Raw genomic sequence first — 23,922 nt, 5'->3', positions numbered from 1 at the left:
GATCGTCCTTTGTGCGTCTGGACGGACGCACGGCGATCTAGGGTCAGGATTTGCGCTCGCTCAAATATCGCTGCGTAAGCGCGAAAAAGTGTGATCAGGCGCGAAGCCACACACATCACACCGCAGCGGAATGGCGTGCTCCACCCTGCTTCAGATACTGGTCGAACAGGGCTGCCGTGGAACGCACAAGTGGCCGCGCGTCATCGCGAACGGTGAAAACACCCGCCTCCTCGACCAGGCCTGCGGCACTGCCCGGTTCCTGCAATCGGGCGCGCGCCTCGGCAACGATCCTGCGGCCGCATTCGCCAAACCGGCGCACGGCTTCATCGCCCGAAAACGCGAAATCGCACATCAGCCGCTCGATCACCCAGGCGCGGGCGTGATCTTCCGCGCTCAGTGCGAACCCGCGAACCGTTGCAAGATCGCCGCTCTCGACAGTCCTTTCATACTGCGCGCTGGCCGGAGTGTTCTGGGCATAGCCCTGTGGCAGGCGCGATACAGATGAAGGGCCAAGGCCAATCAGCCTGCGGCAGGCATCCTCGGTATAGCCCTGAAAATTCCGGTTGAGCGCCCTTGCCGCGCGGCCGTGGCGAGCGGGTCATCCGGCTTTGCAAAATGGTCAAGCCCGATCGCCTCATAGCCCGCTTCCCGAATGATGCGCGCCGTCTCCTGCTGCTGCTCGAAGCGCTCCTCAGGCCCAGGCAGCCAGGCCTCGTCGATCATGGTCTGGTGCTTCTTGAACCACGCACATGCGCATAGCCGAAAATTGCGATCCGGTCCGGCGAAAGCGTCAGCGCCTGTCGGATCGTGTCGGCGACGCTCTCGCATGTCTGGTGCGGCAGGCCGTAGAGCAGGTCGAGATTGACCGACCGCACACCCCGCGCCCGCACGCCATCCACCACCGCCTTGGTCTGTTCAAACGTCTGTTCGCGGTTGATCGCCTTCTGGACCTGCGGGTCGAAGTCCTGAACACCGAGGCTCGCGCGCGTCATGCCGATTTCAGCGAGCGCGTCGAAGCGCGCCTCGTCCATGTCGTTGGGGTCTAGTTCCACGCTGATTTCGGCATTGTCGGCAAAATTGAAGGCCGTTTTAAGCGCGCTGCCCAACCGCACAATGTCGTCTGCGCGCAGCATGGTCGGCGAGCCGCCGCCGAAATGGAGCGCGCGGACCCGCCCGCGCCCCTTCAGAATGCCACCCACCGTGCGGATCTCGCAGAAAAGCGCATCGAGAAAGGCAGCCACGGGCTCATAGCGGCGCGTCATCTTTGTGTGGCAGGCGCAGAACCAGCACAGCCGGTCGCAGAACGGGATGTGGACATAGAGCGAGAGATCGTCCCCTTGACCCGTCTCGGCCAGCCAGCCGCGAAACGTTTCGCCAGTCACGCCCGTATGGAAATGCGGTGCCGTGGGATAACTGGTGTAGCGCGGCACCGCTGCCGCATAGCGGGCGGCGGGCCCAGTTCCACTGACCTGTTCTCCTGCGCGCTGCATCGCAACCATTCCGCAAACATCCCCGTCTTTGCCACGTGTCTTTGCAACGTGTCTTTTCACGCCACGGCAGAGCAGGCTTTGACGCAGATCAAGGCGCCACCGCCCCCATTGCCCGAAGTGTGACGCGTGAGAATCGGGGAACGGATTCCCGCAAGCTTTTTGAACTGGGGAAACAGCAATGAGATTTGGCACCGAGATCGTACTGGTCAGCCTGGCTGCGTTTGCAGCACTGGCCGCTGCGGGTCTGGCGCAGGATTCAGCCTTTCAGGCCCATATGTGGGTCCTGTTCTTTGTCCTGCTTGGATCGGCGATCGTATTGATGCGCAACACGCACTTCGCGCCCGCGGGGGCAGCATCAATTCCGTTAAGGCCCGACACTGACGGCTATATGGATGGCCCGGTGCGTTATGGCGTCATCGCCACGACGCTGTGGGGCATTGTCGGGTTCCTCGTTGGCGTGCTGGTCGCGCTGCAGCTCGCCTACCCCGACCTCAACATCGAGCCCTGGTTCAATTTCGGCCGGACCCGCCCGCTGCACACATCCGCGGTCGTCTTCGCCTTCGGCGGCAACGCGCTCATCGCCACGTCCTTCTATGTGGTGCAGCGCACCTGCCGGGCCCGCCTCTTCGGCGGCAATCTCGCCTGGTTCGTGTTCTGGGGCTATCAGCTCTTCATCGTCATGGCGGCAACCGGCTATCTGCTCGGCATCACTCAGAGCCGTGAATATGCAGAGCCCGAATGGTATGTGGACCTGTTCCTCACCGTCGTCTGGGTCGCTTATCTCATCGTCTTCCTGGGCACGATCTTCAGGCGCAAGGAGCCGCACATCTATGTGGCGAACTGGTTCTACCTGTCGTTCATCGTGACCATCGCCATGCTGCATGTGGTGAACAACCTGGCGGTTCCGGTCTCGCCCTTCGGTTCCAAGAGCTATTCGCTTTTCGCCGGCGTGCAGGATGCGCTGACGCAATGGTGGTACGGCCATAATGCGGTCGGCTTCTTCCTGACCGCCGGCTTCCTGGGCATGATGTACTACTTCATCCCCAAGCAGGTGAACCGTCCCGTCTATTCCTACCGCCTGTCGATCATCCACTTCTGGGCGCTGATCTTCCTCTATATCTGGGCCGGCCCACACCATCTCCACTACACCGCCCTACCCGACTGGGCACAGACGCTCGGCATGGTGTTCTCCATCATGCTGTGGATGCCCTCCTGGGGCGGCATGATCAACGGTCTGATGACGCTTTCGGGCGCCTGGGACAAGCTGCGCACCGACCCGATCATACGCATGATGGTTCTGGCCGTCGCCTTCTACGGCATGTCCACCTTCGAAGGCCCGCTGATGTCCATCAAGGCGGTCAACTCGCTCTCGCACTACACGGACTGGACCATCGGCCACGTGCATTCGGGCGCACTCGGCTGGGTCGGCATGATCACCTTCGGCGCGCTCTATTATCTCGTGCCGAAACTGTGGAACCGCGAGCGGCTTTATTCGCTGCGGCTCGTCACCTGGCACTTCTGGCTCGCAACCCTCGGCATCGTCGTCTACGCGGCCGTCATGTGGGTGTCGGGCATCCAGCAGGGCCTGATGTGGCGCGAATACGACGATCAGCTCCTGGTCTACTCGTTCGCCGAAACCGTGGCCGCCATGCACCCCTACTATGTGGTGCGCGCGCTGGGCGGTGTGCTCTTCCTGCTTGGCGGCCTCGTCATGGCCTACAATCTGGCCATGACCATCCTTGGCCATGAGCGCAAGGAAGCGCCGATTGGCGGCGCCGTCGCCCAACCCGCCCCTTCCCTTCAAAGTGCCGGTTAAGGAGCCCTGACGATGGCATTGCTGGACAAACACAAGATCATCGAAAAGAACGCCACGCTCCTTCTGGTCGGGTCGTTCCTGGTGGTGACAATCGGCGGCATCGTCGAGATCGTGCCTCTGTTCTATCTGGAGAACACGATCGAGAAGGTGGAGGGCATGCGCCCTTATTCACCGCTGGAGCTGGCCGGTCGCAACATCTACATCCGCGAGGGCTGCTACACCTGCCACAGCCAGATGATCCGTCCCTTCCGCGATGAGGTGGAGCGCTATGGCAATTACAGCCTCGCTGCGGAATCCATGTACGATCATCCCTTCCAGTGGGGGTCGAAGCGCACGGGGCCGGATCTCGCCCGCGTCGGGGCCAGATACTCCAACGAATGGCATGTGGATCACCTGATCGAGCCGCGCTCCGTGGTGCCGGAATCGATCATGCCCAGCTACGCGTTCCTCAAGGACACGCCGCTGGAGATTAACGATTTCTCGACCGAGCTGATCGCCAATCTGCGTGTCGGCGTGCCCTATACGGAAGACATGATCGCCAACGCCAATGCGGATATTCGCGCCCAGGCCGACCCCAACGCGGACACGTCCGGTCTCGAAGAACGCTACCCAAAGGCGGTGCTCGGCGATTTCGACGGCAACCCCGATGCGCTCACCGAAATGGATGCGCTCGTCGCCTATCTGCAGATGCTCGGCACGCTGGTCGATTTCTCGACCTATGACGAAGCCGCCGGCTATCGCTGAGGAGGAAAGATCATGGAAGCCTATACCGCGCTCCGCCAGTTCGCCGATAGCTGGGGCCTTCTCTTCATGGCCCTCTTCTTCGTCGGCACGGTTCTTTTTGCCTTCCGCCCCGGAAGCAGGAAGAGCGCCGATGAAGCCGCACGCATCCCGCTGAAGGACGATTGAGATGAGTGAGAACAAGCATATCGACGAGGTCTCGGGCGTCTCGACCACCGGCCATGAGTGGGACGGCATTCGCGAACTCGACAACCCCATGCCCCGCTGGTGGGTGTGGACCTTCTACGCCACGATCGTCTGGTCCATAGGCTACACGATCGCCTATCCGGCATGGCCGCTCATCAGCGACGCCACCAAGGGCGTTCTGGGTTATTCGAGCCGTCAGGAGCTCACCACCACCATGGACGCCGTCTCGGCTGAGCAGGCGGATTTGCGCGCAGCCATCGCCGAAAAGCCGCTGGATGAAATCCTCGCCGACGAGACGCTGCGCCGTTTTGCCACCGCAGCCGGCGACGCCGCTTTCAAGGTCAACTGCTCGCAGTGCCATGGGTCCGGTGCGCAGGGCTCTGCCGGTTATCCCAACCTCAACGACGACGACTGGCTGTGGGGCGGCGACATCGAGGCGATCCACCAGACGATCGCGCACGGTGTCAGGTTTGACGGCGACGACGATACGCGCTTTGGCGAGATGCCGGCCTTCGGCGACATTCTGAGCCGTGACGAGATCCGTCAGGTGGCGGCCCATGTGGTCTCCTTCACCGCAACGCCGTCCGATCCGGCTCTGGCGGAAGCCGGTGCGCAGGTCTACGCCGACAATTGCGCCTCCTGCCATGGCGATGCCGGTGAGGGCGACGTCACCTTCGGCGCACCAAACCTTGCCGATGCGATCTGGCTCTACGGTTCCAGCGAAGCCCAGATCGCGGCACAGGTGCGCCAGCCTAAGCACGGCGTGATGCCGGCCTGGCAGGAGCGGCTTGGAGACCCGACCGTCAAGCAGCTTTCTGTCTACGTTCACTCGCTCGGCGGTGGCGAGTAGCCCCTACCCACAACGCACAGCGAATCCCGGCCAAACAGGCCGGGGTTCGGCCTCCCAGCCTCCCGCTTTGATCGGGATCAATGCCCGAGATGTTTCCGGCCGCTAGACGATAGGCTCAAAGAGCAGTTTGCGAGCCGCCGAAATGACACTTGCCACCGAGAACGCAGCCAGCAGCACCGCTTCCCGAGAGGCCGTGGAGCGTATCGACGCCGAAGCGGTAAACACTGCCGGCAAACGCCAGCCGCTCTACGCTCCGCGCAAGAAAATCTTCCCGAAACGCGCTTCCGGGCAGTTCCGCCGCTTCAAATGGCTCATCATGTTCGCCACGCTCGGCATCTACTATCTCACCCCATGGCTGCGCTGGGATCGCGGCCCCTATGCGCCCGATCAGGCGGTACTGATCGATCTCGCCAACCGGCGGTTCTATTTCTTCTTCATCGAGATCTGGCCGCAGGAATTTTTCTACATTGCCGGCCTGCTTGTCATGGCCGGCATCGGCCTCTTTCTCATCACATCCACGGTCGGTCGGGCGTGGTGCGGCTATACCTGCCCGCAGACCGTCTGGGTCGACCTCTTCCTCGTGGTGGAACGCGCCATTGAGGGCGACCGCAATGCCCGCATCAGGCTCGATGCCGCACCATTCACCGCCAGCAAGCTCGCCAAACGAACCGCAAAACACCTGATCTGGGTGCTTATCGCCGTGGCAACCGGCGGCGCCTGGGTCTTCTACTTCGCCGACGCGCCATCGCTTCTGGTCGATATCGCAACCGGTCAGGCTGCGCCCGTCGCCTACATGACCATCGCCGTTCTCACCGCCACGACCTATGTGTTCGGCGGCCTCATGCGCGAGCAGGTCTGCACCTATATGTGCCCGTGGCCGCGCATTCAGGCGGCGATGCTCGATGAGAATTCACTCACCGTCACCTACAATGACTGGCGTGGCGAACCGCGTTCGCGCCATGCCAAGAAGGCAGCGGCGGCCGGCAAGGTGGTTGGCGACTGCGTCGATTGCAATGCGTGCGTGGCCGTCTGCCCAATGGGCATCGACATCCGCGACGGCCAGCAACTCGAATGTATCACCTGCGCGCTGTGCATCGATGCGTGCGACGGCGTGATGGACAAGCTCGGGCGCGAACGCGGTCTCATCTCCTATGCCACGCTTTCCGACTACAACGCCAATATGGCGCTGGCGACAGCCGGTGGCACGGAAACCATCAATCCCGACCGCGTGCGCCGGGAAGGCGGCGGGCTCTCCGAGAAGGTCGCGCATTTCCACTGGCGCAAGATCTTTCGCCTGCGCACCTTCCTCTATTTCGGTGCGTGGTCGCTCGTTGGCCTCGTCATGCTCTATGCCCTGCTGACGCGCGACCGGCTGGAGGTCAACGTGCTCCACGACCGCAATCCGCAATATGTGCTTCTGTCGGATGGTTCGGTGCGCAATGGCTACACAGTCAAGCTCCTGAACATGATCCCGGAACCACGCGTCATCCTCGTGTCGCTCGAAGGCCTCACCGGCGCAACCATGAATGTGGTCGGGCTCGACCAGCCGGACGACCGTTCTGCAGCCGTGCCTGTCGATCCGGATCGTCTGCGCGAGGTGCGCATCTTCGTCACCCTGCCGGCAGACCGCCTGAGCGAGGCAGACACCTCATTCCGCTTCGTCGTCGAAGACAAGGCAAGTTTCGAAAGCGATGTCTACAGGGCAAGCTTCAACATCCCGGAGGTTCACGATGAGCGGCAAAGTGCAGAAGCAGAAGGAATTCACCGGCTGGCACATGCTCGCCATCATGATCGCCTTTTTCGGGGTCATCATCACGGTCAATCTGACAATGGCCTTTTACGCGCAGTCGAGCTGGACCGGCCTGATCGTCAAAAACACCTATGTGGCGAGCCAGACCTTCAACGAGCGCGCGGAAGAAGGCCGCCAGCAGGCAGCGCTCGGCTGGAAGGGTGAGCTTTCCGTCGACGGAGATGCAATCACCTACCGCCTTCTCGATGCGAGCGGCGACCCGGTCCCGCTCGAGAGCGTCACAATGGTGATGCACCGTCCTGTCACCGCCGACGAAGACGTTTCCCTTAAAATGCAACGTCTTCCCGATGGCGGCTTCGGCGTGGATCACGGCCCCGGCGACGGCACCTGGGTCATCAACATCGCTGCAGAAGCGGGCCTCGCCCATCCCTATCGCGATGTGCGGCGCATCACCATTGCCGGCGGAGAACTCAGATGAGCTGCTGCGCCCCCGGCACCGAAATGGCGCTGGAAGCCGAACAGGCCCGTGAAGCCGGTCCGCGCGCCGAAGAACTCGTACTCGCAAGCCGCTCTGTCGGAGACGGGCTGAAACAGACCGATCTTTCGGTTCCCGGCGTTCATTGCGGCGCCTGCATTCAGACAATCGAATCCGCCCTCTGCAGGCTCGACGGCGTGGCAGGTGCGCGCGTCAATCTCTCCACCAAGCGCGTCAGCGTGAAATGGCGCGAGGGGGCGCTGCCGCCCATCATCGACACGCTGAACAGGCTCGCTACGCCGCCCACCTTTTCGACAGTGTCGAGACCGGCAGGGATCCCGTTCTCTCCCAGCTCATCCGCGCCGTGGCGATCTCCGGCTTTGCCGCCGGCAACATCATGCTTCTTTCCGTGTCTGTCTGGTCGGGTGCGGAACAGGCGACGCGCGATCTCTTTCACTGGCTTTCAGCGCTGATCGCCCTGCCCGCGCTGGTGTTTGCCGGTGGCATTTTCTACCGCTCGGCCCTCAATGCGCTCCGCCACGGACGCATGAACATGGATGTGCCCATCGCGCTTGGCATCTCGCTGGCCTACGGGCTCAGCCTCTACGAGACCATCAACAGCGGCCAGCACGCCTATTTCGATGCCTCCGTCTCGCTTCTCTTCTTCCTGCTGATCGGCCGTACGCTCGATCACGTGATGCGCGAGCGCGCGCGCACCGCCGTCAAGGGGCTCGCCCGCCTGGCGCCGCGTGGCGCGCTGGTGATTGCCGAGGACGGCGGACGCGATTATCTCCCCTTGCCGGAAGTCACCACCGGCATGAAACTGGTCGTCGCCGCCGGTGAACGCGTTCCCGTTGACGGCATCGTCATGAGCGGTGTGTCCGAACTCGACTGCTCCATGGCCACCGGCGAAAGCGCACCGCAGCCGGTGAAACCCGGCAGCGATCTACGCGCCGGCATGCTCAATCTCACCCAGCCGCTCATCGTTGAGGCAACCGCCACCGCCGACACCTCCTTCCTCGCCGAGATGATGCGCCTGATGGAGGCGGCAGAAGGCGGGCGCGCGCGCTATCGCCGCCTGGCGGACCGTGCCTCCGCACTTTATTCGCCCGTCGTTCACGCCACCGCCTTCCTCACCTTTCTGGGCTGGATGGCGGCAAGTGGTGACTGGCACCGCGCCATCACCATCGCCATTGCCGTGCTCATCATCACCTGCCCCTGCGCGCTCGGCCTTGCCGTGCCCATCGTTCAGGTGGTTGCCGCGCGGCGGCTCTTCGAGAACGGCGTCATGGTCAAGGATGGCGCGGCGATGGAACGCCTCGCCGAGATCGACACTGCCGTCTTCGACAAGACCGGGACGCTGACGCTCGGCATCCCCGAGCTGCGCAATGCGGACGAGATAACGCCGGATGCATTGTCAACCGCCGCCGCCCTTGCCGCACATTCCCGTCACCCCTTCTCGCGCGCCATCCTGCGCGCTGCCGGTTCGCTGCGGGCGACGGATACGTTCGACAGTGTTGAGGAAATGCCGGGCCTCGGCATCGAAGCCCGCGCGGGCGCGACCATCTGGCGGCTTGGCCGCGCGGGCTGGTCGCTCGGCAGCCCGAATGCGCATGAGAACCAGGCAGGCGGCACAGTCCTTTCCCGCGATGGCGAGGAATGCGCCACGTTCCGGTTCGAAGACCGGCTTCGCCCCGGGGCGAAAGAGGCAATTTCTCACCTGAAAGAAAACGGCGTCGCGTGGAAATCATCTCCGGCGATAGCGCCGATCAGGTGAAGGATATCGCAGCAAGGCTGGGCGTGGAGAACTTTCAGGCAAGTGTCCTTCCCGGCGACAAGCTTGAGCGCATGCGTGCGCTCGCCTCCACAGGCCGCAGGGTCCTGATGGTCGGCGACGGGCTGAACGACGCCCCCGCCCTCGCCGCCGCGCATGTCTCCATGGCACCTGCCACGGCGGCAGACATTGGCCGCAATGCCGCCGATTTCGTTTTCCTGCGCGAGACCATGCTGGCCGTGCCGCTTGCCCGTGACGTGTCGCGCCGCGCCGGTCGTCTGATCCGCCAGAACTTCGGCCTCGCCATTGCCTACAATGTTCTGGCCGTGCCGATCGCCGTTCTCGGCCATGTCACGCCGCTGGTGGCGGCCATCGCCATGTCGCTCTCCTCGCTGATCGTCATCGGCAACGCGCTGCGCCTGCGCGCTGGCAGTCGTCACGGCATGACCGGGCAATCCCTGGTCGAGGCAACACAATGACCAATCTCGTGGTACTGATCCCGATAGCGCTTTTTCTGGGAGCCGCCGGCCTCGCCGCCTTCCTCTGGTCGCTCAAGAGCGGCCAGTATGACGATCTCGATGGTGCCGCCGAGCGCATCCTCTTCGAAGACGAGCCATCACGTCAGCGAGAAGACAGCCCCTGAAGCACTGCCGCTGGACGCGGTCACGCCACACCACTACATGTGAGCGGTCTGAATTGCCTTTCTGGAGTTTCTCATGGCGATCCGCATCAAAGCAAAAACCTATGGCCCCTTCACCACCGCCATCGGCCCCGGCAAGGTGATCCATGTCGACACCGCGCCCAAACAGAATATCGCCATCACCTCGCCCTCCACGGAAGAGGCTGGCACGCCCGTCGACTTCATGATCTCCGCGCTCGGTGCCTGCCTTGCCCTCTCCTTCCATCACGCCGCGCAGGAGATGAAGATCGATGTCGGGCAGGTCTCTGTCGAGGTTTCCGGCAAGAAGGCCGAGGATCTGCCCGACCGCATCGGCAGCTATGACGCCACCGTCTCGCTCGACACCATGCCCGGCGAGGAAGAGTGCGCCGAGCTCATCAAGCGCGCCAAGGCACGCTGCACGGTCTCCAATTCGCTCAATGGCGCGGTCAATATGAAGATGGCCGGCTGATTGCTTTTCCGTTGCCGGGTCGATTGACGACGCCCTCCCCTTCTCCCATACAGAAGCCGCCTTGCGGCAAACCATGGGAGGCAGGTGCATGAACTTCACGCGTGTGAACGGCGTCGTCATTCATCACGAAATACGCGGAACGGTCGGCAAACCCGTTCTCGTCTTCTCCAACTCACTTGGAACCGATTTCCGCATCTGGGATGCCGTCGTCGCGCGGCTCGAAGCCGATTACCGCATCGTCCTTTACGACAAGCGTGGCCATGGTCTCTCCGAAGCCACGCCCCAGCCCTATGCGCTGACCGATCACGTCGACGATCTCGCAGCCCTGCTCGACCATCTCGACATCACCGGCGCGACTATTGTCGGCCTCTCCGTCGGCGGCATGATCGCGCAGGGGCTTGCCGCACGCTGGCCGCATCTCGTCTCCCGTCTCGTGCTCTGCGACACAGGCCATAGAATAGGCCACGACGATCTGTGGAACAGCCGGATCGAAGCCGTGAATTCGAAAGGCATCGCGGCCATCGCCGGTGGCATTCTCGAGCGCTGGTTCACACCCTCTTTCCGAGCACCGGCGAATGCCCCTTTCACCGGTTACACGGCCATGCTCACCCGCACCACGGTCGATGGCTATGCAGGCACGTGCTCAGCCCTGCGTGACGCCGATCTAACCGAATCCACCCGCGCCCTGAAACTACCCACGCTATGCATCGTCGGCGATCAGGACGGTTCCACCCCGCCAGACCTCGTGCGGGAACTGTCGGACCTGATCGAAGGTGCCCGCTTCGAAATCATAGCAGACGCCGGCCACCTGCCCTGTATCGAACAGCCCGAGGCGACTGCCGCCCTGATTGCAAATTTTCTGCGCGAGACCACGCCCGCCGCCTGAACCGGCGCTGCCGGCACTTTGGATGACAAGAGGACCCCGAATGAGCGACACCGTAAAGATCACCCGCGACAATGGCATTGCCGTCCTCACTCTGGACAATCCGCCGGTCAACGCGCTCGGCCACGCGCTGCGCGCACCGCTCTTCGAGGCGCTTGGCGAGATGAATGCAGACGATGCGGTTCAGGCCATCGTCATCGCCTGCGCGGGTCGCACCTTTATTGCCGGTGCCGACATTTCCGAGTTCGGCAAACCGCCGAAGGAGCCAAGCCTCCCCGACCTGATCGAAAAGCTGGAAAGCATCGACAAACCCACCGTTGCCGCGATCCACGGCACAGCGCTTGGCGGTGGGCTGGAGCTGGCACTCGGCTGCCACTACCGTATTGCAGACAGGTCCGCGATGATCGGCCTGCCCGAGGTGAATCTCGGCCTCATTCCCGGCGCCGGTGGCACGGTGCGCCTGCCCCGCCTCGTCGGGCCGGAAGCCGCGCTGAAGATGATCGTCTCCGGCAAGCCCATCGGCATGGACGAAGCCGTACGGCTCGGAGCGGTCGACCGCGTGGCCGAGAGCGATCTTCTGGCCGAGGCTGTGGCCTTCGCCCGCGACATGGCGACATCCCGGAAGCCGCACATCCATATCCGCGCCCGCAGCGAAAAACTCGCCATCGACCTCGCCGCCTTCGATGAGGCCGTGACGGCAGCGACGAAAAAAGCGCGCGGTCTCACCGCGCCGCACACGGCGGCAGAAGCCGTCCGCAATGCCATCACCATGGAATTCGATGCGGCACTCGAGCGCGAGCGCGAGCTCTTTCTGGAGCGCCGCGACAGCGAAGAATCCGCCGCCCAGCGCCATCTCTTCTTTGCCACCCGCGAGGCAACCCGCGTGCCCGGCATTCCGCGCGAAACCGAGGCGCGAAAGATCGCGCGTGCCGGCGTCATCGGCGCGGGCACCATGGGTGCGGGCATAGCGATGGCGCTTGCCAATGGCGGCATTCCCGTCACCATTCTGGAGATGAACGAGGACGCCATCGCGCGCGGTCTCGCCCACATCGACAAGACCTATTCGGGATCGGTAAAGCGCGGCTCCATCACGGCTGAGGAAAAAGAGGCCCGCACGGGGCGCATCTCCGGCACCACCCATTATGCCGACCTTTCCGACTGCGACATCGTCATCGAAGCCGTTTTCGAGGACATGGGCGTGAAGCGTCAGGTCTTCACTGCGCTCGACGGCGTGCTGAAGCCCGGCGCCATCCTTGCCTCCAACACTTCCTATCTCGATGTGAACGAGATCGCCGCCACCACGAAGCGTCCGCAGGATGTGGTCGGCCTCCACTTTTTCTCGCCCGCCCATGTGATGAAACTTCTGGAGATCGTGCGCGGCGAAGAGACAGCCCCAGATGTCATCAAGACAGCGCTGGCGCTCGCCCGCAAGATCGGCAAGGTTCCGGTCGTCGTCGGCGTGTGCAACGGGTTCGTCGGCAACCGCATGCTCGCCGCCCGGCGCGAGCAGAACGAAGACCTGCTGCTTTCCGGCGCAACACCCGAACAGGTGGACCGTGTGTTCACCGAATTCGGCTGGCCCATGGGCCCGTTCCAGATGGTCGACCTCGCCGGTCTCGACATCAGTTGGAAGCACCGCCAGTCGCAGGGTCTCACCGCGCCCATTGCCGACACGCTGTGCGAGGCAGGCCATTTCGGCCAGAAGACCGGCCGCGGCTTTTATCTCTATGAAGAAGGCTCCCGCACACCAAAGCCCGATCCCTTCGTTCAGGAGCTTATCGAGAAGAAGGCAGCCGAGCTTGGCGTGGAACGCCGTGACATCAGTGCGGACGAGATCACCGAACGCACGCTCTACCCGATGATCAACGAGGGCGCGAAGATCCTCGAAGAGCGCATCGCCGCCCGCGCCTCCGACATCGACGTCGTGTGGGTCAATGGTTATGGCTTCCCGGTTGCCAAGGGCGGGCCGATGTTCTGGGCCGAGCGCTTCGGCATCAAGACAATCGTCGAGCGGCTGGAGCACTGGCAAGGGGAGACCGGCAATCCCGTTTTCGAGCCGGCTCCCATCCTGCGCCAGCTCGCGCTGACAGGCGGCGGGTTTGGCGATCTTGTTTAGACAACTCGCCGTCCTCCCCTTGGCATTGAGGCAGGCGTGACCCCATATTCAGATCGCCTTTGATCTGAATATGGGGTTGCAGAAATGACCGAGTTTACACCGATAGCCTCACTCGCCGGCGGCGCGCTGATCGGGCTTGCTGCAGTGGTGCTCATGGCCTTCAACGGGCGGCTTGCCGGCATGACGGGCATTCTGTCAGGCCTCCTACCCCCTCAGGAAAGCGCCTGGCACTGGCGCGCCGCTTTCATCATCGGCGCCATCGCCGCGCCCCTGTTTCTGATGCTGAGCGGTACGGCAATCCCCTTCCAGGTGCCCGTCTCCACCGCCGCGCTCGTCATTGGCGGTGTTCTTGTCGGCATTGGTGTCACTTTCGGCAATGGCTGTCCGAGCGGGCACGGTGTCTGCGGCATTTCGCGTGGTTCCATCCGATCCATCGTTGCCGTCATCACCTTCATGGCCACCGCCCTCATCACAGTGTTCATCATTCGTCACGTGATCGGAGGCTGATTGATGAAACAGCTTGTCGCAGCCCTCATCGCCGGCCTTCTGTTCGGTGCCGGCATCGCGCTATCGGGCATGATCAATCCCGCAAAGGTACTGAATTTCTTCGATCTCGCGGGCACCTGGGATCCAAGCCTCGCCTTCGTCATGGGCGGCGGGCTTGCGGTCGCTGCCCTCGGCTACCGTCTCCTGTTCGGCACGCGCGAGAAGCCGTTTTTCGCCGAGCGCTTCCAGCTCCCGACGCGAAGCGATCTCGACCCGCAACTGATCGGCGGCGCTGCCGTTTTCGGCATTGGCTGGGGCATTGCCGGCTTCTGTCCGGGTGCGGCGATCCCGGCCCTCGGGCTCGGCTATTCGGACACGATTGTGTTCCTCGCCTCGCTCATCGCCGGCATTCTTGTTGCCAAATCCCTCAAACGGCGCTTCTCTGCCGCCGAAAAACGCGTGACTCAGTGAGGAACACCATGGATATCAAGAGAATTTCGGACGACTACGCAGTATCCCCGCAGATCGCTCCCGAAGACGTCGCCGCCATCAAGCAGGCTGGTTACAAGAGCATCGTCTGTAACCGGCCCGATGGCGAAGACTCCGGTCAACCCGCCGCCGAGCTGATCGCAAAGGCAGCTGAAGACGCAGGCCTGTCCTTCCGCCACGTGCCGGTTGTCTCCGGGGCCATGACGCTCGAAGACGTGACCGATATGGCCGCCGCCCTCAAGGAACTGCCGGGCCCGGTCTTTGCCTATTGCCGCAGCGGCACCCGCTCGGCCAATCTCTACGGCATCATTCAGGAGCGCGGTCTCTAACCGCCCCGAAGCTCTTGCCGTGGCAACAGCGCTGTGCGTGGTACGACAAGCTCACCATGAGGGATGTGTGGTGTATTGCCTGGAAGTTGGTCGCTGATGTTCCCGACATGTCTTGCAGCCCTACACCCTCCCTCATGGTGAGCTTCCTGAGTATGTCGAAGGGCGAACCACGCACCCCATCGATGCAACCCACCCTCCGATGCGCCGTCAGTATAGCCAGCGCATCAGGAACAGCGAGATTGCCGGAAACAGCGTCAGCAGCGCCACGCGCACAATGTCGCTGATCACGAAGGGCATCACGCCACGATAGGTCGCCGAAATCGGCGTGTCCTTCGCCATTGAGTTAAGCACGAAGAGGTTCATCCCCACCGGTGGCGTGATCAGCCCCACCTCCACCACGATCAGAACGAGAATGCCGAACCAGATGGCAAACTCCTCCGCCCCCAGACCGAAATCGAGGATCGTCACGATCGGGAAGAAGATCGGAATGGTGAGCAGGATCATGGACAGCGAGTCCATCACGCAACCGAATACGAGATAAAGCAGCAGGATCAGCGTCAGCACCATCCACGGGCTGTAGCCCTGCTCGCTCACGAACGCCGCCATCTGCTGCGGCACCTGCGCCAGCGCCAGAAACGAGTTGTAGAAGCCGGCCCCCAGCACGATGAAGAAGATCATCGCCGTGGCGGTTGCCGTGGCGAGGATCGATTCAACGAAGGTCTCGCGGGTCAGCCCGCCATTCACGAGCGCGATCAGCCCGGTGCCGGCGGCACCCACGGCGGCACCTTCGGTCGGTGTGAAAACGCCAAGATAAATGCCGCCGACAACCGCCAGAAACACCACCAGAACCGGCCACACATCGAGCAGCGCCCGCATCCGTTCCGCATAAGGCGCACGCTCGCGTGTTCCAGCCGAGTCCGGCCACAGCCGCACATAGATCGAGATCGCAATCATGTAGCCGATGGCCGCAAGGACGCCCGGCACAAAAGCGGCGACGAAAAGCTTGGCGATGTTCTGCTCGGTCAGGATCGCATAGATGACGAGGATAACCGATGGCGGAATGAGAATGCCGAGTGTGCCACCTGCCGCGAGCGTTCCCGTGGCAAGTGCACCCGAATAGCCATAGCGGCGCAGTTCCGGCAGTGCCACCTGGCTCATGGTTGCAGCCGTTGCGAGGGATGATCCGCAGATCGCTCCGAAACCCGCACATGCACCCACAGCCGCCATGGCCACACCGCCGCGCTTGTGCCCCATCCAGGTTTCAGCCGCCTTGAACAGCGCCCGCGACATGCCGCCCAGCGTTGCAAACTGCCCCATCAGCAGAAACAGCGGAACGATGGAGAGCGAGTAACCGGAAAAGGTCGAATAGGTTTCGTTTTTCAGCTTGGCCAGCACAGGCGTGACATTGCCGAACACGAGCCATGTTCCGCCAAGCCCGCACAGGAGCATGGCGAGACCGATGGGCAGACGCACGAAAATCAGAAGCAGGAGAAGCGGAAAGGACCAGAGCCCGATTTCAAGATTGGTCAATGGAGGCTCCCCTGTCCGGGCTCAGGCATCGGTGTGCCAACCTTCAGTTCGCGATAGCGCACGAGGATCATGTAAAATGACACGATCACCGCAATCACCGCTGCCACGAGGCAGGCCGCATAGGGCCACCAGAGCGGAAACTGCAGGATGAAGGTGGTCTCGTTATAGCTCAGCTTGTCGAGCATGCCGTAATAGAGCTGACGGGCGATCAGCACGAGAACCAGCGTCATGATGATCTCGGTCACCAGGTCGATCATGTGGTTCACGCTGTTCGGCAGAAAGGTGGTGAATATGTCCACCGTGGCGTGCCCGCGATTGAGTTGACACCAGGGCAGAAACGCGAAAACCGCAAAGCCGACACCGGCCTGAACGAGCTCGAAGTCACCTGGCACGGGACCAAGGCCAAAGCGCACCAGCGCGCGACCGGTGATGCTGGCCACGGTCATGACGATGACCGCCGCCAGAACGATGCCGCCCAGAATGGCCATCACCCTAGCCAGCCAGACAACAATGCTCGATAGTCTCATGCCCCGTCCCGTCCCATGGCGTTCCTGCTTGGTTTTCTCATTCTTGCGCTGGGTCCGGAAACGTTAGCCAGCGGTTGTCGCCTTCGCAAGCTTGGGTCTCGACACGATAAAGCGGTTGACCGTTTCACGGAAACGTTTCTCCGCTCTTTCGGTTGGTCTCCCCGCATTTGTGCGGACGGGAGGTGTTTCCACCCGACTGCAAAATGCTCAACCGTGTCCCAAAAAACGGGGCAGGCTTCGCAGCCCGCCCCGTCTGTCATGGCCGTGTCAGCCTCACTGACTGGTGTATTTGTCGATCAGGGCACGGGCCTCGTCGATCAGCATCTGGCCGTCGATCCCCTTGTCCTTCATTTCGGTCACCCACTGTTCGTAGACGGGGGCCGCCGCCTCTTTCCAGGTTTCCGTGTCTTCAGCGCTGATCTCGATGATGTTGTTGCCGCGATCGACCGCGATCTTCCGGCTCGGAACATCCGCGCCGGCCTGCGTGCTGCCGGCAAAGGCAGCGAATTCCTGGCCGGAATTGTCGTCGAGCACCTTTTTCAGGTCATCCGGCAGGCTGTCATACTTCGCCTTGTTCATCGCCAGCACGAAGGTCGTCGTGTAGAGCGCGTGATCGCCACCAAACTCCGTATGGTTCGACACGAGCTCCGGCACTTTCAGCGCTGGCGTGACTTCCCACGGGATCACGCAGCCATCGATCACGCCCTTGGAGAGCGCTTCTGTGATCTGCGGCACCGGCATGCCCACCGGCGTCGCGCCAAGCTGGCCGAGCAGCGAGTTGATGATGCGCGTGGGTGCACGGATCTTCATGCCCTTCAGATCGTCGAGCTTCTCGATCGGCTCCTTGGAGTGGAGCATGCCGGGGCCGTGAACCCAGACACCCAGCACATGCGTGTCCTTGAACTCCGTATCCTTCATGTGCTTTTCGAACAGATCCCAGTAGGCCCGCGAGGTCGCCTCGGCATTGGTCATCATGAAGGGGAGTTCGAACACTTCCGTCGAGGGGAAGCGGCCCGGATTGGAGCCCGGCAGGGTCCAGACGATGTCAACGATGCCGTCACGCGCCTGATCGCAGAGCTGCGGCGGTGTGCCGCCGAGCTGCATGGCGGGGTAGCGCTCGATCTTGATGCGCCCACCCGATTCCTGTTCCACCTTGTCCGCCCAGGGGTCCAGAACCAGCTTTGGCACATTGGCCTGCGGCGGCAGGAACTGGTGCAGCCTGAGCGTTACCTCCTGCGCCCATGACGAGGCCGTGGCCCCGATGAGCCCGGTTGCCGCGACGGCAGCCGCCAGGGCCAGTTTTCTGACGGAAAATGGTTTCATGCTTCTCCTCCCGATTGCATGCCCCGAAGCGTCGGAAACGACGCTCTATATTCGCCGGCGATACCGTTTGAAGCTTCTCCCATCTCCGCACGATCGCCTGAGAGCCGAGTATCCACTGGAATCCCGCCTCTCGTCCACCGAGACTTTAGCGGAAATTATGTAACAATAAAGAGAAATTTCCAGCCATGTTTGTAACGCAAAATCTCAAAGCGGCAGGGCGCCTGTTTCCTTCAGCGTCTCGAGCACGATGGCACTTTTCACATGCTGCACCGAGTCATGAGGCAGGAGCACGCCATTGACGAAATCCGAAAGCGATTTCAGGTCGGGCGTTACCACTTTGAGGATGTAGTCCATTTCGCCTGTCAGCGCGTGCGCTTCCTGCACTTCGGGCAGACGGGCGAGCAGCTCGCCGAAACGACGTGCATTGTCGGGGTTGTGCGTGGCAAGCGTCACCGTGATGATGTTGACGAGCGGAAAGCCGAGCCTGTCCCGGTCGAGCATGGCCGCATAGCCGCGGATGTAGCCCTCTTCCTCAAGCCTCTGCCGGCGGCGCGAACATTGCGAGGGGGACAGGTTTACCCGTTCCGACAGATCATTGTTGGTCAGTCGCGCATCGACCTGCAGGAGGGATAATATCTTGCGGTCATAACCATCAATACGCGCATCAGCCATGAAATTCTCCTCTTTGATGCATGATAAGTGCGCATTTCTCACAAAACACGCCCCATAATGCAAGCCGCGTGCAGTCCATGCGGCGTAAAATGTGCATATGACGTTTGAACACGTCCATATGTTCCCAGATCAGGAGGAGTTAATCCATGGGTCCGTTCCCCCACGACGCACCGCCGCCGAAAATCAGCGAAGAAAACCCTGCCGGCACCGATGGGTTCGAGTTCGTTGAGTTTGCGCATTCGGAACCGGAAAAACTCGCCGAACTGTTCACGAAGATGGGTTACGTGGAAGTCGCCCGCCACAGGACCAAAAAGGTATCCGTCTGGCGGCAGGGCGATATCAATTATCTTGTCAACGCGGAGCCCGGCAGCCATGCCATGCGCTTTGTCGAGGATCACGGCCCCTGCGCGTCCTCCATGGCATGGCGCGTGGTCGATGCCAGACACGCCTTCAATCATGCCGTTTCCAAGGGTGCGACGCCTTATGAAGGCGATGACAAAACACTCGACGTGCCCGCCATTGTCGGCATCGGCGGCTCGCTGATCTATTTCATCGATACCTATGGCGAGAAAGGGTCTGTCTACGACGCGGAATTCGAATGGCTGGGCGAGAAAAACCCGCGGCCTGAAGGCGTCGGCTTCTATTACCTCGATCACCTCACCCACAACGTCTATCGCGGCAATATGGACAAATGGTGGGATTTTTACCGTGAGCTCTTCGGTTTCTCGCAGATCCACTATTTCGACATTGACGGTCGCATCACCGGCCTTGTCTCCCGCGCGATCACCAGCCCCTGCGGCAAGATTCGCATCCCGCTCAACGAATCGAAGGACGACACGAGCCAGATCGTCGAGTATCTGAAGAAGTATAAAGGCGAAGGCATCCAGCACATCGCGGTCGGCACGGACGGCATATACGACGCCACCGACAGGCTCGCCGACAACGGGCTCAAATTCATGCCAGGCCCGCCGGAGGTCTACTACGAGAAGAGCTTCGACCGTGTGCAGGGCCACGACGAGCCCATCGAACGCATGAAGAAGCACGGCATCCTGATCGATGGCGAAGGCGTGGTGAATGGCGGCATGACCAAGATCCTCCTGCAGATCTTCTCAAAGACCGTCATCGGACCGATCTTCTTCGAGTTCATCCAGCGCAAGGGCGACGAAGGCTTCGGCGAAGGCAATTTCCGCGCCCTGTTCGAAAGCATCGAAGAAGACCAGATCCGCCGCGGCGTCATCAAGGTGGACGCAGCCGAGTAACTTACCCCCCCCTTTAAGACACGTTTATCAAAAAGACCGCCCAACGGCGGTCTTTTTTTTTAATTTTGCCAACTATATAAATTTCAATGCGTAACTTATACCCTCTAAACAAAAGAGAAATAGTTCAAAATCTTTACTCAATATTACCTTTTTCGGCACGCCAGACAGCGCGATGATACCCCTTGGCCAAACAGGCAAGGAGTACAGGATGATGCAACGCGCATTTGGACGGATGTCACGCCGCGACCTCCTGACGATGATCGGTGCAACGGCCGGCGGCGCGGCTCTCTACCAGGCGATGACAACGCTTGGGCATGCCAGGGCGTCGACCTATCAGGGGCCGGTCAAGCTCCAGGGCGATCCCGGGTCGGTGAAGGTTCTCATTCTTGGGGCGGGGCTTGCCGGCATGGCAGCGGCACTCGAGTTGCGTGCAGTTGGCTACGAGGTCGAGTTACTGGAATACCGGGAAAAAGCCGGCGGACGGTGCTGGACCTTGCGCGGAGGCGATACCTACACGGAGCTTGGAGGTTTCCAGCAGGATATCGGTTATGCCGAAGGCAACTATTTCAATCCCGGCCCCTGGCGCATTCCCCACCATCACCACGCCGTCCTTGACTACTGCCGGCGCCTCGGCGTCCGGCTCGAGCCCTTTATTCAGAAAAACCACAATGCCTACCTCCACTCCGTCAACGCCTTTGGCGGGCGGCCACAGCGTTTCCGCGAGATTGCCACCGACTATCGCGGCCATACCGCCGAACTCCTCGCAAAAGCCGCCAATCAGGGTGGCCTAGACGAGATGGTCAGTGATGAAGACAGGGAGATGCTGCTGGAATCGCTGCGTATCAGTGGCATGCTCGACAAAGACTACGCCTATGTAAAAGGCCTGCACACCAGCGGATACCGCGGCTTCCAGAGATGGCCGGGCGGCGGTGCGGGAGCCGCGCCAAGCCCCTCCGAGCCGATTGGCCCGGGTGCTATTCTTCAATCACGCTTATGGCAATGGCTTGCAGAAGCCGAGACCGTTGATCATCAGGAGACCATGTTCCAGCCCGTCGGTGGTATGGACATGATCGCTCAGGCATTCGAGCGCGAGATCAGGGACCTGATCCGCTACAATGCAAAGGTCACCTCGATCCAGCAGGACGGGGCCGGCGTGACCGTGACCTATGAAGACACCGGCAGCGAAGGAGAACCTCAGGAAACCCGGGCTGACTGGTGCATCTGCACCATTCCGTTCTCCATCCTCGGCCAGATCGAAAACAATTTTTCAGGCTCGATGAAGGGCGTGATCGACAAGCTTCACTATGCGGAGTCCATCAAGTTCGGCCTCGAGTTCAATCGCCGGTTCTGGGAGGAGGATGAACAGATCTATGGCGGCATCTCCTATACCGATCTCCCCATCTCGCTGATCGGCTACCCCTCGGGCGACTATCTCTCCGGCGGCAAGGGCGTGCTCGTCGGCGGCTATAGCTGGGACGCTGCGGCCTATCAATTCACCGCCATGGAACCGGAAGAACGCATACGCAAGGCTCTCGAATACGGCGCCATGATCCACCCGCAATACCGGAAGGAGTTTTCCAGCGGGGTGAGCGTCGGATGGCATCGCGTACCCTGGGCGCTGGGATGTTACGGGGTCTGGAAAAACAGAGAAGCCGATTACAGCCGGGCAACGGGGTTCGACGGCCGCACACTGATGGCCGGCGAGCATGTTTCCTATCTGCCGGGATGGCAGGAAGGAGCGCTCCTCTCCGGCCTGGACGCCATCTCCCGCCTCCACGACCGCGTCCTGAACGGGTGACAATTTGAGTGTAAAGGAGCCCGCCATGCGAACGAAAGCCTTAGTGCTGTGCATCGCTGCTTCGATGATGTTTGTCGCCCCTGCACATACCGAGGATGGCGCACCACCCAGCGATGCTGGCAGGGTTACGGTTACCGGTGGCGAAAACATCTACAAGGCCATATGCCAGGGCTGTCACATGCCCGACGGGAAAGGCGCGACCGGTGCTGGCCGCTATCCGTCCCTGGCAAGCAATGAAAATCTCGAATACCCCGAATATGCGATCTTCGTCATTACACACGGCCAGAAGGCCATGCCGGCAATGGGCGATATGCTCACCGACCAGCAGATCGTCGATGTTGTGACGTATATCCGGACCCATTTCGGCAACAACTATACCGACGAAGTAACGGCGGACCAGATCGTCCCGCCCTGGCCCTGAGTGCGCTCGCGGACTGATCCCGAACCGGCACGCCCGCCCTGCCTAGTTGCCGCGCGCTGCCCTGAGCACCGCGCGGATCACTTCCAGATCACCCACCTGATTGGCAAGGAGCAGCACCAGTCTTGCGTTGAGACGTGCGCTCTCCTCGAAGCTCAGCCCCTCATGCGCCGCCATCAGCGCGGCATAGAAATCATCGCCTGCCGCGCCCAGCCGGTCCTGGCCGATCTCGATCCTGTCCATCCTCATTCCCTCCCCATCGCATGGGTCATCGCCGCCGCGATCTCATGCGCGTCCGATGCCGTGAAAACCGCCGCCACATGCTGGTCGGGCCGCACCAGATAGAGCCGCCCCGCGCCATAGCGGGCGGCAACCGCACCCTCGTTATCCTCGACATGCACGACGCCATCCACCGCTGCCCCGCCGGGCTTCGTCACCTGCACCACATGCAGCCCGGCCGGCAGGCCGATGGGCGGGTCACAGTCGACCGCCAGAAGCACGAAACCGCCACCCGCTTCGCCTAGCAGCCAGGATGGACGCCCCCCGACACGCACCGGCGCATCGGCCATCGCTTCGCCCGGCGCAAGCGGGCTCTCGCCATCCCACGCCGCCTGCAATGTGCAGCCAGCCAGCGAACAGGGCTTCGACAACCGGCCCGAATTCACCAGCCGCCGCGCGAAATCGTGATCCGCCGAAAGCGCCAGAACGCTGTCGCGGAACATGCGCTCCATGTCGCTCTTCGGCGTCATGAAAGAGGTCGACCTCGCCGAGTGCAGAATATTCTCGTCAGCGCCCAGAATGCGCTCTTCGTCATAGGTTCTGATCAGTGAGGCCGGCGCCTCGCCCTTGATCACAAGCGCCAGTTTCCAGCCCAGATTGTCGACGTCCTGAATGCCGCCATTGCCGCCGCGCGCGCCGAAAGGCGAAACGATATGCGCGCTGTCGCCGGCAAAGATCACCCGAGCATGCACGAAGCGCTCCAGCCTGCGGCACTGGAAGGTGTAGACCGACACCCAGTCTAGCTCGAATTTCGAATGCCCGATCACCTTTGCGATGCGCGGGATGACGTTCTCCGGCTTTTTTTCCTCGTCCGGATCCGCATCCGGGCCAAGCTGCAGGTCGATACGGTAAATGTCGTCGGGCTGCTTGTGCAGAAGCGCCGATTGACCCTTGTGGAAAGATGGTTCGAACCAGAACCATCGCTCGGATGGAAAGTCCGCTTTCATCTCCACATCGGCGATCAGAAAGCGCTCCTCGAACACCTGACCCGCAAAATCGAGCCCCATCATGGAACGCACGGGCGAGCGCGCGCCGTCGCAGGCGACCACCCAGGCAGCATCCATTTCATAGGTGCCGTCCGGCGTTTCCACCCAAAGGCGCACATCGCCACCCGTCTGCTCAAGCCCGACAACCCGGTTTTTCCAGCGCAGATCGATGCGGTCGGAAAGTTCCCCCGCCCGCTCCACCAGAAATTGTTCGACATAATATTGCTGCAGATTGATGAAGGCGGGCATTTTGTGGCCTTCCTCAGGTAGAAGGTCAAAACTCCAGACCTCGCGGTCGCGGTGGAAAAGCCGCCCAACCTTCCAGGTTACGCCCTTCTCCACCATCCGCTCGCCGACGCCAAGCCGGTCGAAAATCTCAAGCGAACGCTTCGACCAGCAGATCGCCCGGCTACCCACCGATACGACATCGTTGTCGTCGAGAACGACGACGGACACGCCGCGCTGCGCAAGGTCGATCGCCGCCGCCAGACCCACAGGCCCGGCGCCGATCACCACCACCGGGTACTGCCCCACATGTCCCCCGGCGAGTTCCGGCGGCGCTTTATAGGGAAAGGGATTGTACTCGTAACGCGGCATCGGATTTCACCCTCCCTT

At 61.8% G+C, this 23,922-nt stretch carries 21 protein-coding genes and 3 pseudogenes; 17 read left to right on the top strand and 7 right to left on the bottom strand.

Going from position 1 to position 23,922, the window contains the following annotated elements; translation table 11 throughout:
* Nucleotides 1–115: 115 nt before the first annotated feature.
* Nucleotides 116–1,490, bottom strand: a pseudogene (hemN, locus tag JCM21793_RS25545) (oxygen-independent coproporphyrinogen III oxidase).
* 178 nt (nt 1,491–1,668) lie between these two features.
* On the opposite strand from hemN, the gene ccoN reads away from it, so the two are divergent.
* The 14 genes and pseudogenes from ccoN (at nt 1,669) to JCM21793_RS11890 (ending at nt 14,515) form a co-directional block, all read left to right on the top strand.
* Nucleotides 1,669–3,306 carry a cytochrome-c oxidase, cbb3-type subunit I gene (ccoN, locus tag JCM21793_RS11955; RefSeq protein WP_025030524.1) on the top strand — a complete coding sequence of 546 codons (1,638 nt, stop codon included), beginning with the start codon at nt 1,669–1,671 and terminating at the stop codon, nt 3,304–3,306.
* Between the two features lie 12 nt (nt 3,307–3,318).
* Entirely contained in the window at nt 3,319–4,050 is a 732-nt protein-coding gene (gene ccoO / locus JCM21793_RS11950; protein WP_025030523.1) for a cytochrome-c oxidase, cbb3-type subunit II, read from the top strand.
* Between the two features lie 12 nt (nt 4,051–4,062).
* Nucleotides 4,063–4,215: a CcoQ/FixQ family Cbb3-type cytochrome c oxidase assembly chaperone gene (locus tag JCM21793_RS11945; RefSeq protein WP_007009020.1), complete on the top strand. Its 153-nt coding sequence runs from the start codon at nt 4,063–4,065 to the stop codon at nt 4,213–4,215.
* Between the two features lies 1 nt (nt 4,216).
* On the top strand, nt 4,217–5,083 hold the full coding sequence (gene ccoP, locus JCM21793_RS11940) for a cytochrome-c oxidase, cbb3-type subunit III (RefSeq protein ID WP_025030522.1): 867 nt from the start codon (nt 4,217–4,219) through the stop codon (nt 5,081–5,083).
* 142 nt (nt 5,084–5,225) lie between these two features.
* A pseudogene (gene ccoG, locus JCM21793_RS11935) lies at nt 5,226–6,809 on the top strand (cytochrome c oxidase accessory protein CcoG); the annotation flags it as partial.
* On the top strand, nt 6,775–7,311 hold the full coding sequence (locus tag JCM21793_RS29465; RefSeq protein ID WP_306306749.1) for a FixH family protein: 537 nt from the start codon (nt 6,775–6,777) through the stop codon (nt 7,309–7,311). The pseudogene ccoG and the gene JCM21793_RS29465, both read left to right, overlap by 35 nt.
* Nucleotides 7,308–9,561 (top strand): annotated as a pseudogene (locus tag JCM21793_RS25540) (cation-translocating P-type ATPase). The gene JCM21793_RS29465 and the pseudogene JCM21793_RS25540 overlap by 4 nt, the downstream one beginning before the upstream one ends.
* Nucleotides 9,558–9,725 carry a cbb3-type cytochrome oxidase assembly protein CcoS gene (ccoS, locus tag JCM21793_RS11920; RefSeq protein WP_025030519.1) on the top strand — a complete coding sequence of 56 codons (168 nt, stop codon included), beginning with the start codon at nt 9,558–9,560 and terminating at the stop codon, nt 9,723–9,725. Before JCM21793_RS25540 ends, ccoS begins: the two are co-directional and overlap by 4 nt.
* A 73-nt stretch (nt 9,726–9,798) precedes the next feature.
* Nucleotides 9,799–10,212, top strand: coding sequence for an OsmC family protein (locus JCM21793_RS11915; RefSeq protein WP_025030518.1), 414 nt, complete (start codon nt 9,799–9,801; stop codon nt 10,210–10,212).
* An 88-nt stretch (nt 10,213–10,300) separates the two neighbouring features.
* Nucleotides 10,301–11,098 (top strand): 3-oxoadipate enol-lactonase, encoded by a 798-nt coding sequence (pcaD, locus tag JCM21793_RS11910; protein WP_025030517.1) that lies wholly within the window; start codon nt 10,301–10,303, stop codon nt 11,096–11,098.
* A gap of 40 nt (nt 11,099–11,138) precedes the next feature.
* Nucleotides 11,139–13,211: a 3-hydroxyacyl-CoA dehydrogenase NAD-binding domain-containing protein gene (locus tag JCM21793_RS11905; protein WP_025030516.1), complete on the top strand. Its 2,073-nt coding sequence runs from the start codon at nt 11,139–11,141 to the stop codon at nt 13,209–13,211.
* An 84-nt stretch (nt 13,212–13,295) separates the two neighbouring features.
* Nucleotides 13,296–13,718, top strand: coding sequence for a YeeE/YedE family protein (locus JCM21793_RS11900; RefSeq protein ID WP_025030515.1), 423 nt, complete (start codon nt 13,296–13,298; stop codon nt 13,716–13,718).
* Between the two features lie 3 nt (nt 13,719–13,721).
* Entirely contained in the window at nt 13,722–14,168 is a 447-nt protein-coding gene (locus JCM21793_RS11895) for a DUF6691 family protein (protein WP_025030514.1), read from the top strand.
* Nucleotides 14,169–14,176: 8 nt separating this feature from the next.
* Nucleotides 14,177–14,515 (top strand): protein tyrosine phosphatase family protein, encoded by a 339-nt coding sequence (locus JCM21793_RS11890; RefSeq protein WP_025030513.1) that lies wholly within the window; start codon nt 14,177–14,179, stop codon nt 14,513–14,515.
* Nucleotides 14,516–14,722: 207 nt separating this feature from the next.
* Here the strand turns inward: JCM21793_RS11890 and JCM21793_RS11885 are convergent, their stop codons facing one another.
* The 4 genes from JCM21793_RS11885 to JCM21793_RS11870 form a co-directional block, all read right to left on the bottom strand.
* A complete protein-coding gene (locus JCM21793_RS11885; RefSeq protein ID WP_025030512.1) occupies nt 14,723–16,045 on the bottom strand; it encodes a TRAP transporter large permease in 1,323 nt (440 codons plus the stop codon).
* Complete coding sequence (locus JCM21793_RS11880) at nt 16,042–16,572, bottom strand: TRAP transporter small permease (RefSeq protein ID WP_007009007.1); 531 nt, start codon at nt 16,570–16,572, stop codon at nt 16,042–16,044. Before JCM21793_RS11880 ends, JCM21793_RS11885 begins: the two co-directional genes overlap by 4 nt.
* Before the next feature lie 273 nt (nt 16,573–16,845).
* Nucleotides 16,846–17,895 carry a TRAP transporter substrate-binding protein gene (locus JCM21793_RS11875; RefSeq protein WP_025030511.1) on the bottom strand — a complete coding sequence of 350 codons (1,050 nt, stop codon included), beginning with the start codon at nt 17,893–17,895 and terminating at the stop codon, nt 16,846–16,848.
* Nucleotides 17,896–18,099: 204 nt separating this feature from the next.
* Complete coding sequence (locus JCM21793_RS11870) at nt 18,100–18,567, bottom strand: Lrp/AsnC family transcriptional regulator (RefSeq protein ID WP_007009005.1); 468 nt, start codon at nt 18,565–18,567, stop codon at nt 18,100–18,102.
* Nucleotides 18,568–18,713: 146 nt separating this feature from the next.
* Here JCM21793_RS11870 and hppD point away from each other — a divergent pair, with 146 nt between their 5' ends.
* The 3 genes from hppD to JCM21793_RS28245 all read left to right on the top strand — a co-directional run bounded on the left by hppD (nt 18,714) and on the right by JCM21793_RS28245 (nt 22,045).
* Nucleotides 18,714–19,826, top strand: a complete 1,113-nt coding sequence (gene hppD / locus JCM21793_RS11865; protein WP_007009004.1) for a 4-hydroxyphenylpyruvate dioxygenase — start codon at nt 18,714–18,716, stop codon at nt 19,824–19,826.
* Between the two features lie 208 nt (nt 19,827–20,034).
* Entirely contained in the window at nt 20,035–21,624 is a 1,590-nt protein-coding gene (locus tag JCM21793_RS11860; protein ID WP_306306748.1) for a flavin monoamine oxidase family protein, read from the top strand.
* A gap of 25 nt (nt 21,625–21,649) precedes the next feature.
* Complete coding sequence (locus JCM21793_RS28245; protein WP_025030509.1) at nt 21,650–22,045, top strand: c-type cytochrome; 396 nt, start codon at nt 21,650–21,652, stop codon at nt 22,043–22,045.
* 42 nt (nt 22,046–22,087) lie between these two features.
* On the opposite strand, the gene JCM21793_RS11850 is transcribed toward JCM21793_RS28245, so the two are convergent.
* Together JCM21793_RS11850 and JCM21793_RS11845 are read right to left on the bottom strand one after the other, a co-directional pair.
* Entirely contained in the window at nt 22,088–22,285 is a 198-nt protein-coding gene (locus JCM21793_RS11850) for a DUF2783 domain-containing protein (RefSeq protein ID WP_007010125.1), read from the bottom strand.
* A 2-nt stretch (nt 22,286–22,287) separates the two neighbouring features.
* Nucleotides 22,288–23,904: an FAD-dependent oxidoreductase gene (locus JCM21793_RS11845; RefSeq protein ID WP_025030508.1), complete on the bottom strand. Its 1,617-nt coding sequence runs from the start codon at nt 23,902–23,904 to the stop codon at nt 22,288–22,290.
* Between the last annotated feature and the right edge of the window lie 18 nt (nt 23,905–23,922).

The organism is Nitratireductor aquibiodomus NL21 = JCM 21793, from assembly GCF_000615975.1.
Lineage (GTDB): Bacteria > Pseudomonadota > Alphaproteobacteria > Rhizobiales > Rhizobiaceae > Nitratireductor > Nitratireductor aquibiodomus.
The sequence above is the reverse complement of the archived record's forward strand: the minus strand, read 5'-3'. Positions and strand labels throughout refer to the sequence as shown.

Bases quoted from the DNA above. Each gene is read 5' to 3' on its own strand.
- JCM21793_RS11880 (WP_007009007.1), bottom strand. From the start codon at position 16,572: ATGAGACTATCGAGCATTGTTGTCTGGCTGGCTAGGGTGATGGCCATT.
- ccoO (WP_025030523.1), top strand. From the start codon at position 3,319: ATGGCATTGCTGGACAAACACAAGATCATCGAAAAGAACGCCACGCTC.
- JCM21793_RS11870 (WP_007009005.1), bottom strand. From the start codon at position 18,567: ATGGCTGATGCGCGTATTGATGGTTATGACCGCAAGATATTATCCCTC.
- ccoP (WP_025030522.1), top strand. From the start codon at position 4,217: ATGAGTGAGAACAAGCATATCGACGAGGTCTCGGGCGTCTCGACCACC.
- JCM21793_RS11895 (WP_025030514.1), top strand. From the start codon at position 13,722: ATGAAACAGCTTGTCGCAGCCCTCATCGCCGGCCTTCTGTTCGGTGCC.
- JCM21793_RS11875 (WP_025030511.1), bottom strand. From the start codon at position 17,895: ATGAAACCATTTTCCGTCAGAAAACTGGCCCTGGCGGCTGCCGTCGCG.
- JCM21793_RS11860 (WP_306306748.1), top strand. From the start codon at position 20,035: ATGATGCAACGCGCATTTGGACGGATGTCACGCCGCGACCTCCTGACG.
- pcaD (WP_025030517.1), top strand. From the start codon at position 10,301: ATGAACTTCACGCGTGTGAACGGCGTCGTCATTCATCACGAAATACGC.
- JCM21793_RS28245 (WP_025030509.1), top strand. From the start codon at position 21,650: ATGCGAACGAAAGCCTTAGTGCTGTGCATCGCTGCTTCGATGATGTTT.
- JCM21793_RS11905 (WP_025030516.1), top strand. From the start codon at position 11,139: ATGAGCGACACCGTAAAGATCACCCGCGACAATGGCATTGCCGTCCTC.
- JCM21793_RS11945 (WP_007009020.1), top strand. From the start codon at position 4,063: ATGGAAGCCTATACCGCGCTCCGCCAGTTCGCCGATAGCTGGGGCCTT.
- JCM21793_RS29465 (WP_306306749.1), top strand. From the start codon at position 6,775: ATGTCTACAGGGCAAGCTTCAACATCCCGGAGGTTCACGATGAGCGGC.
- JCM21793_RS11890 (WP_025030513.1), top strand. From the start codon at position 14,177: ATGGATATCAAGAGAATTTCGGACGACTACGCAGTATCCCCGCAGATC.
- hppD (WP_007009004.1), top strand. From the start codon at position 18,714: ATGGGTCCGTTCCCCCACGACGCACCGCCGCCGAAAATCAGCGAAGAA.
- JCM21793_RS11845 (WP_025030508.1), bottom strand. From the start codon at position 23,904: ATGCCGCGTTACGAGTACAATCCCTTTCCCTATAAAGCGCCGCCGGAA.
- JCM21793_RS11850 (WP_007010125.1), bottom strand. From the start codon at position 22,285: ATGGACAGGATCGAGATCGGCCAGGACCGGCTGGGCGCGGCAGGCGAT.
- JCM21793_RS11915 (WP_025030518.1), top strand. From the start codon at position 9,799: ATGGCGATCCGCATCAAAGCAAAAACCTATGGCCCCTTCACCACCGCC.
- ccoN (WP_025030524.1), top strand. From the start codon at position 1,669: ATGAGATTTGGCACCGAGATCGTACTGGTCAGCCTGGCTGCGTTTGCA.
- JCM21793_RS11900 (WP_025030515.1), top strand. From the start codon at position 13,296: ATGACCGAGTTTACACCGATAGCCTCACTCGCCGGCGGCGCGCTGATC.
- ccoS (WP_025030519.1), top strand. From the start codon at position 9,558: ATGACCAATCTCGTGGTACTGATCCCGATAGCGCTTTTTCTGGGAGCC.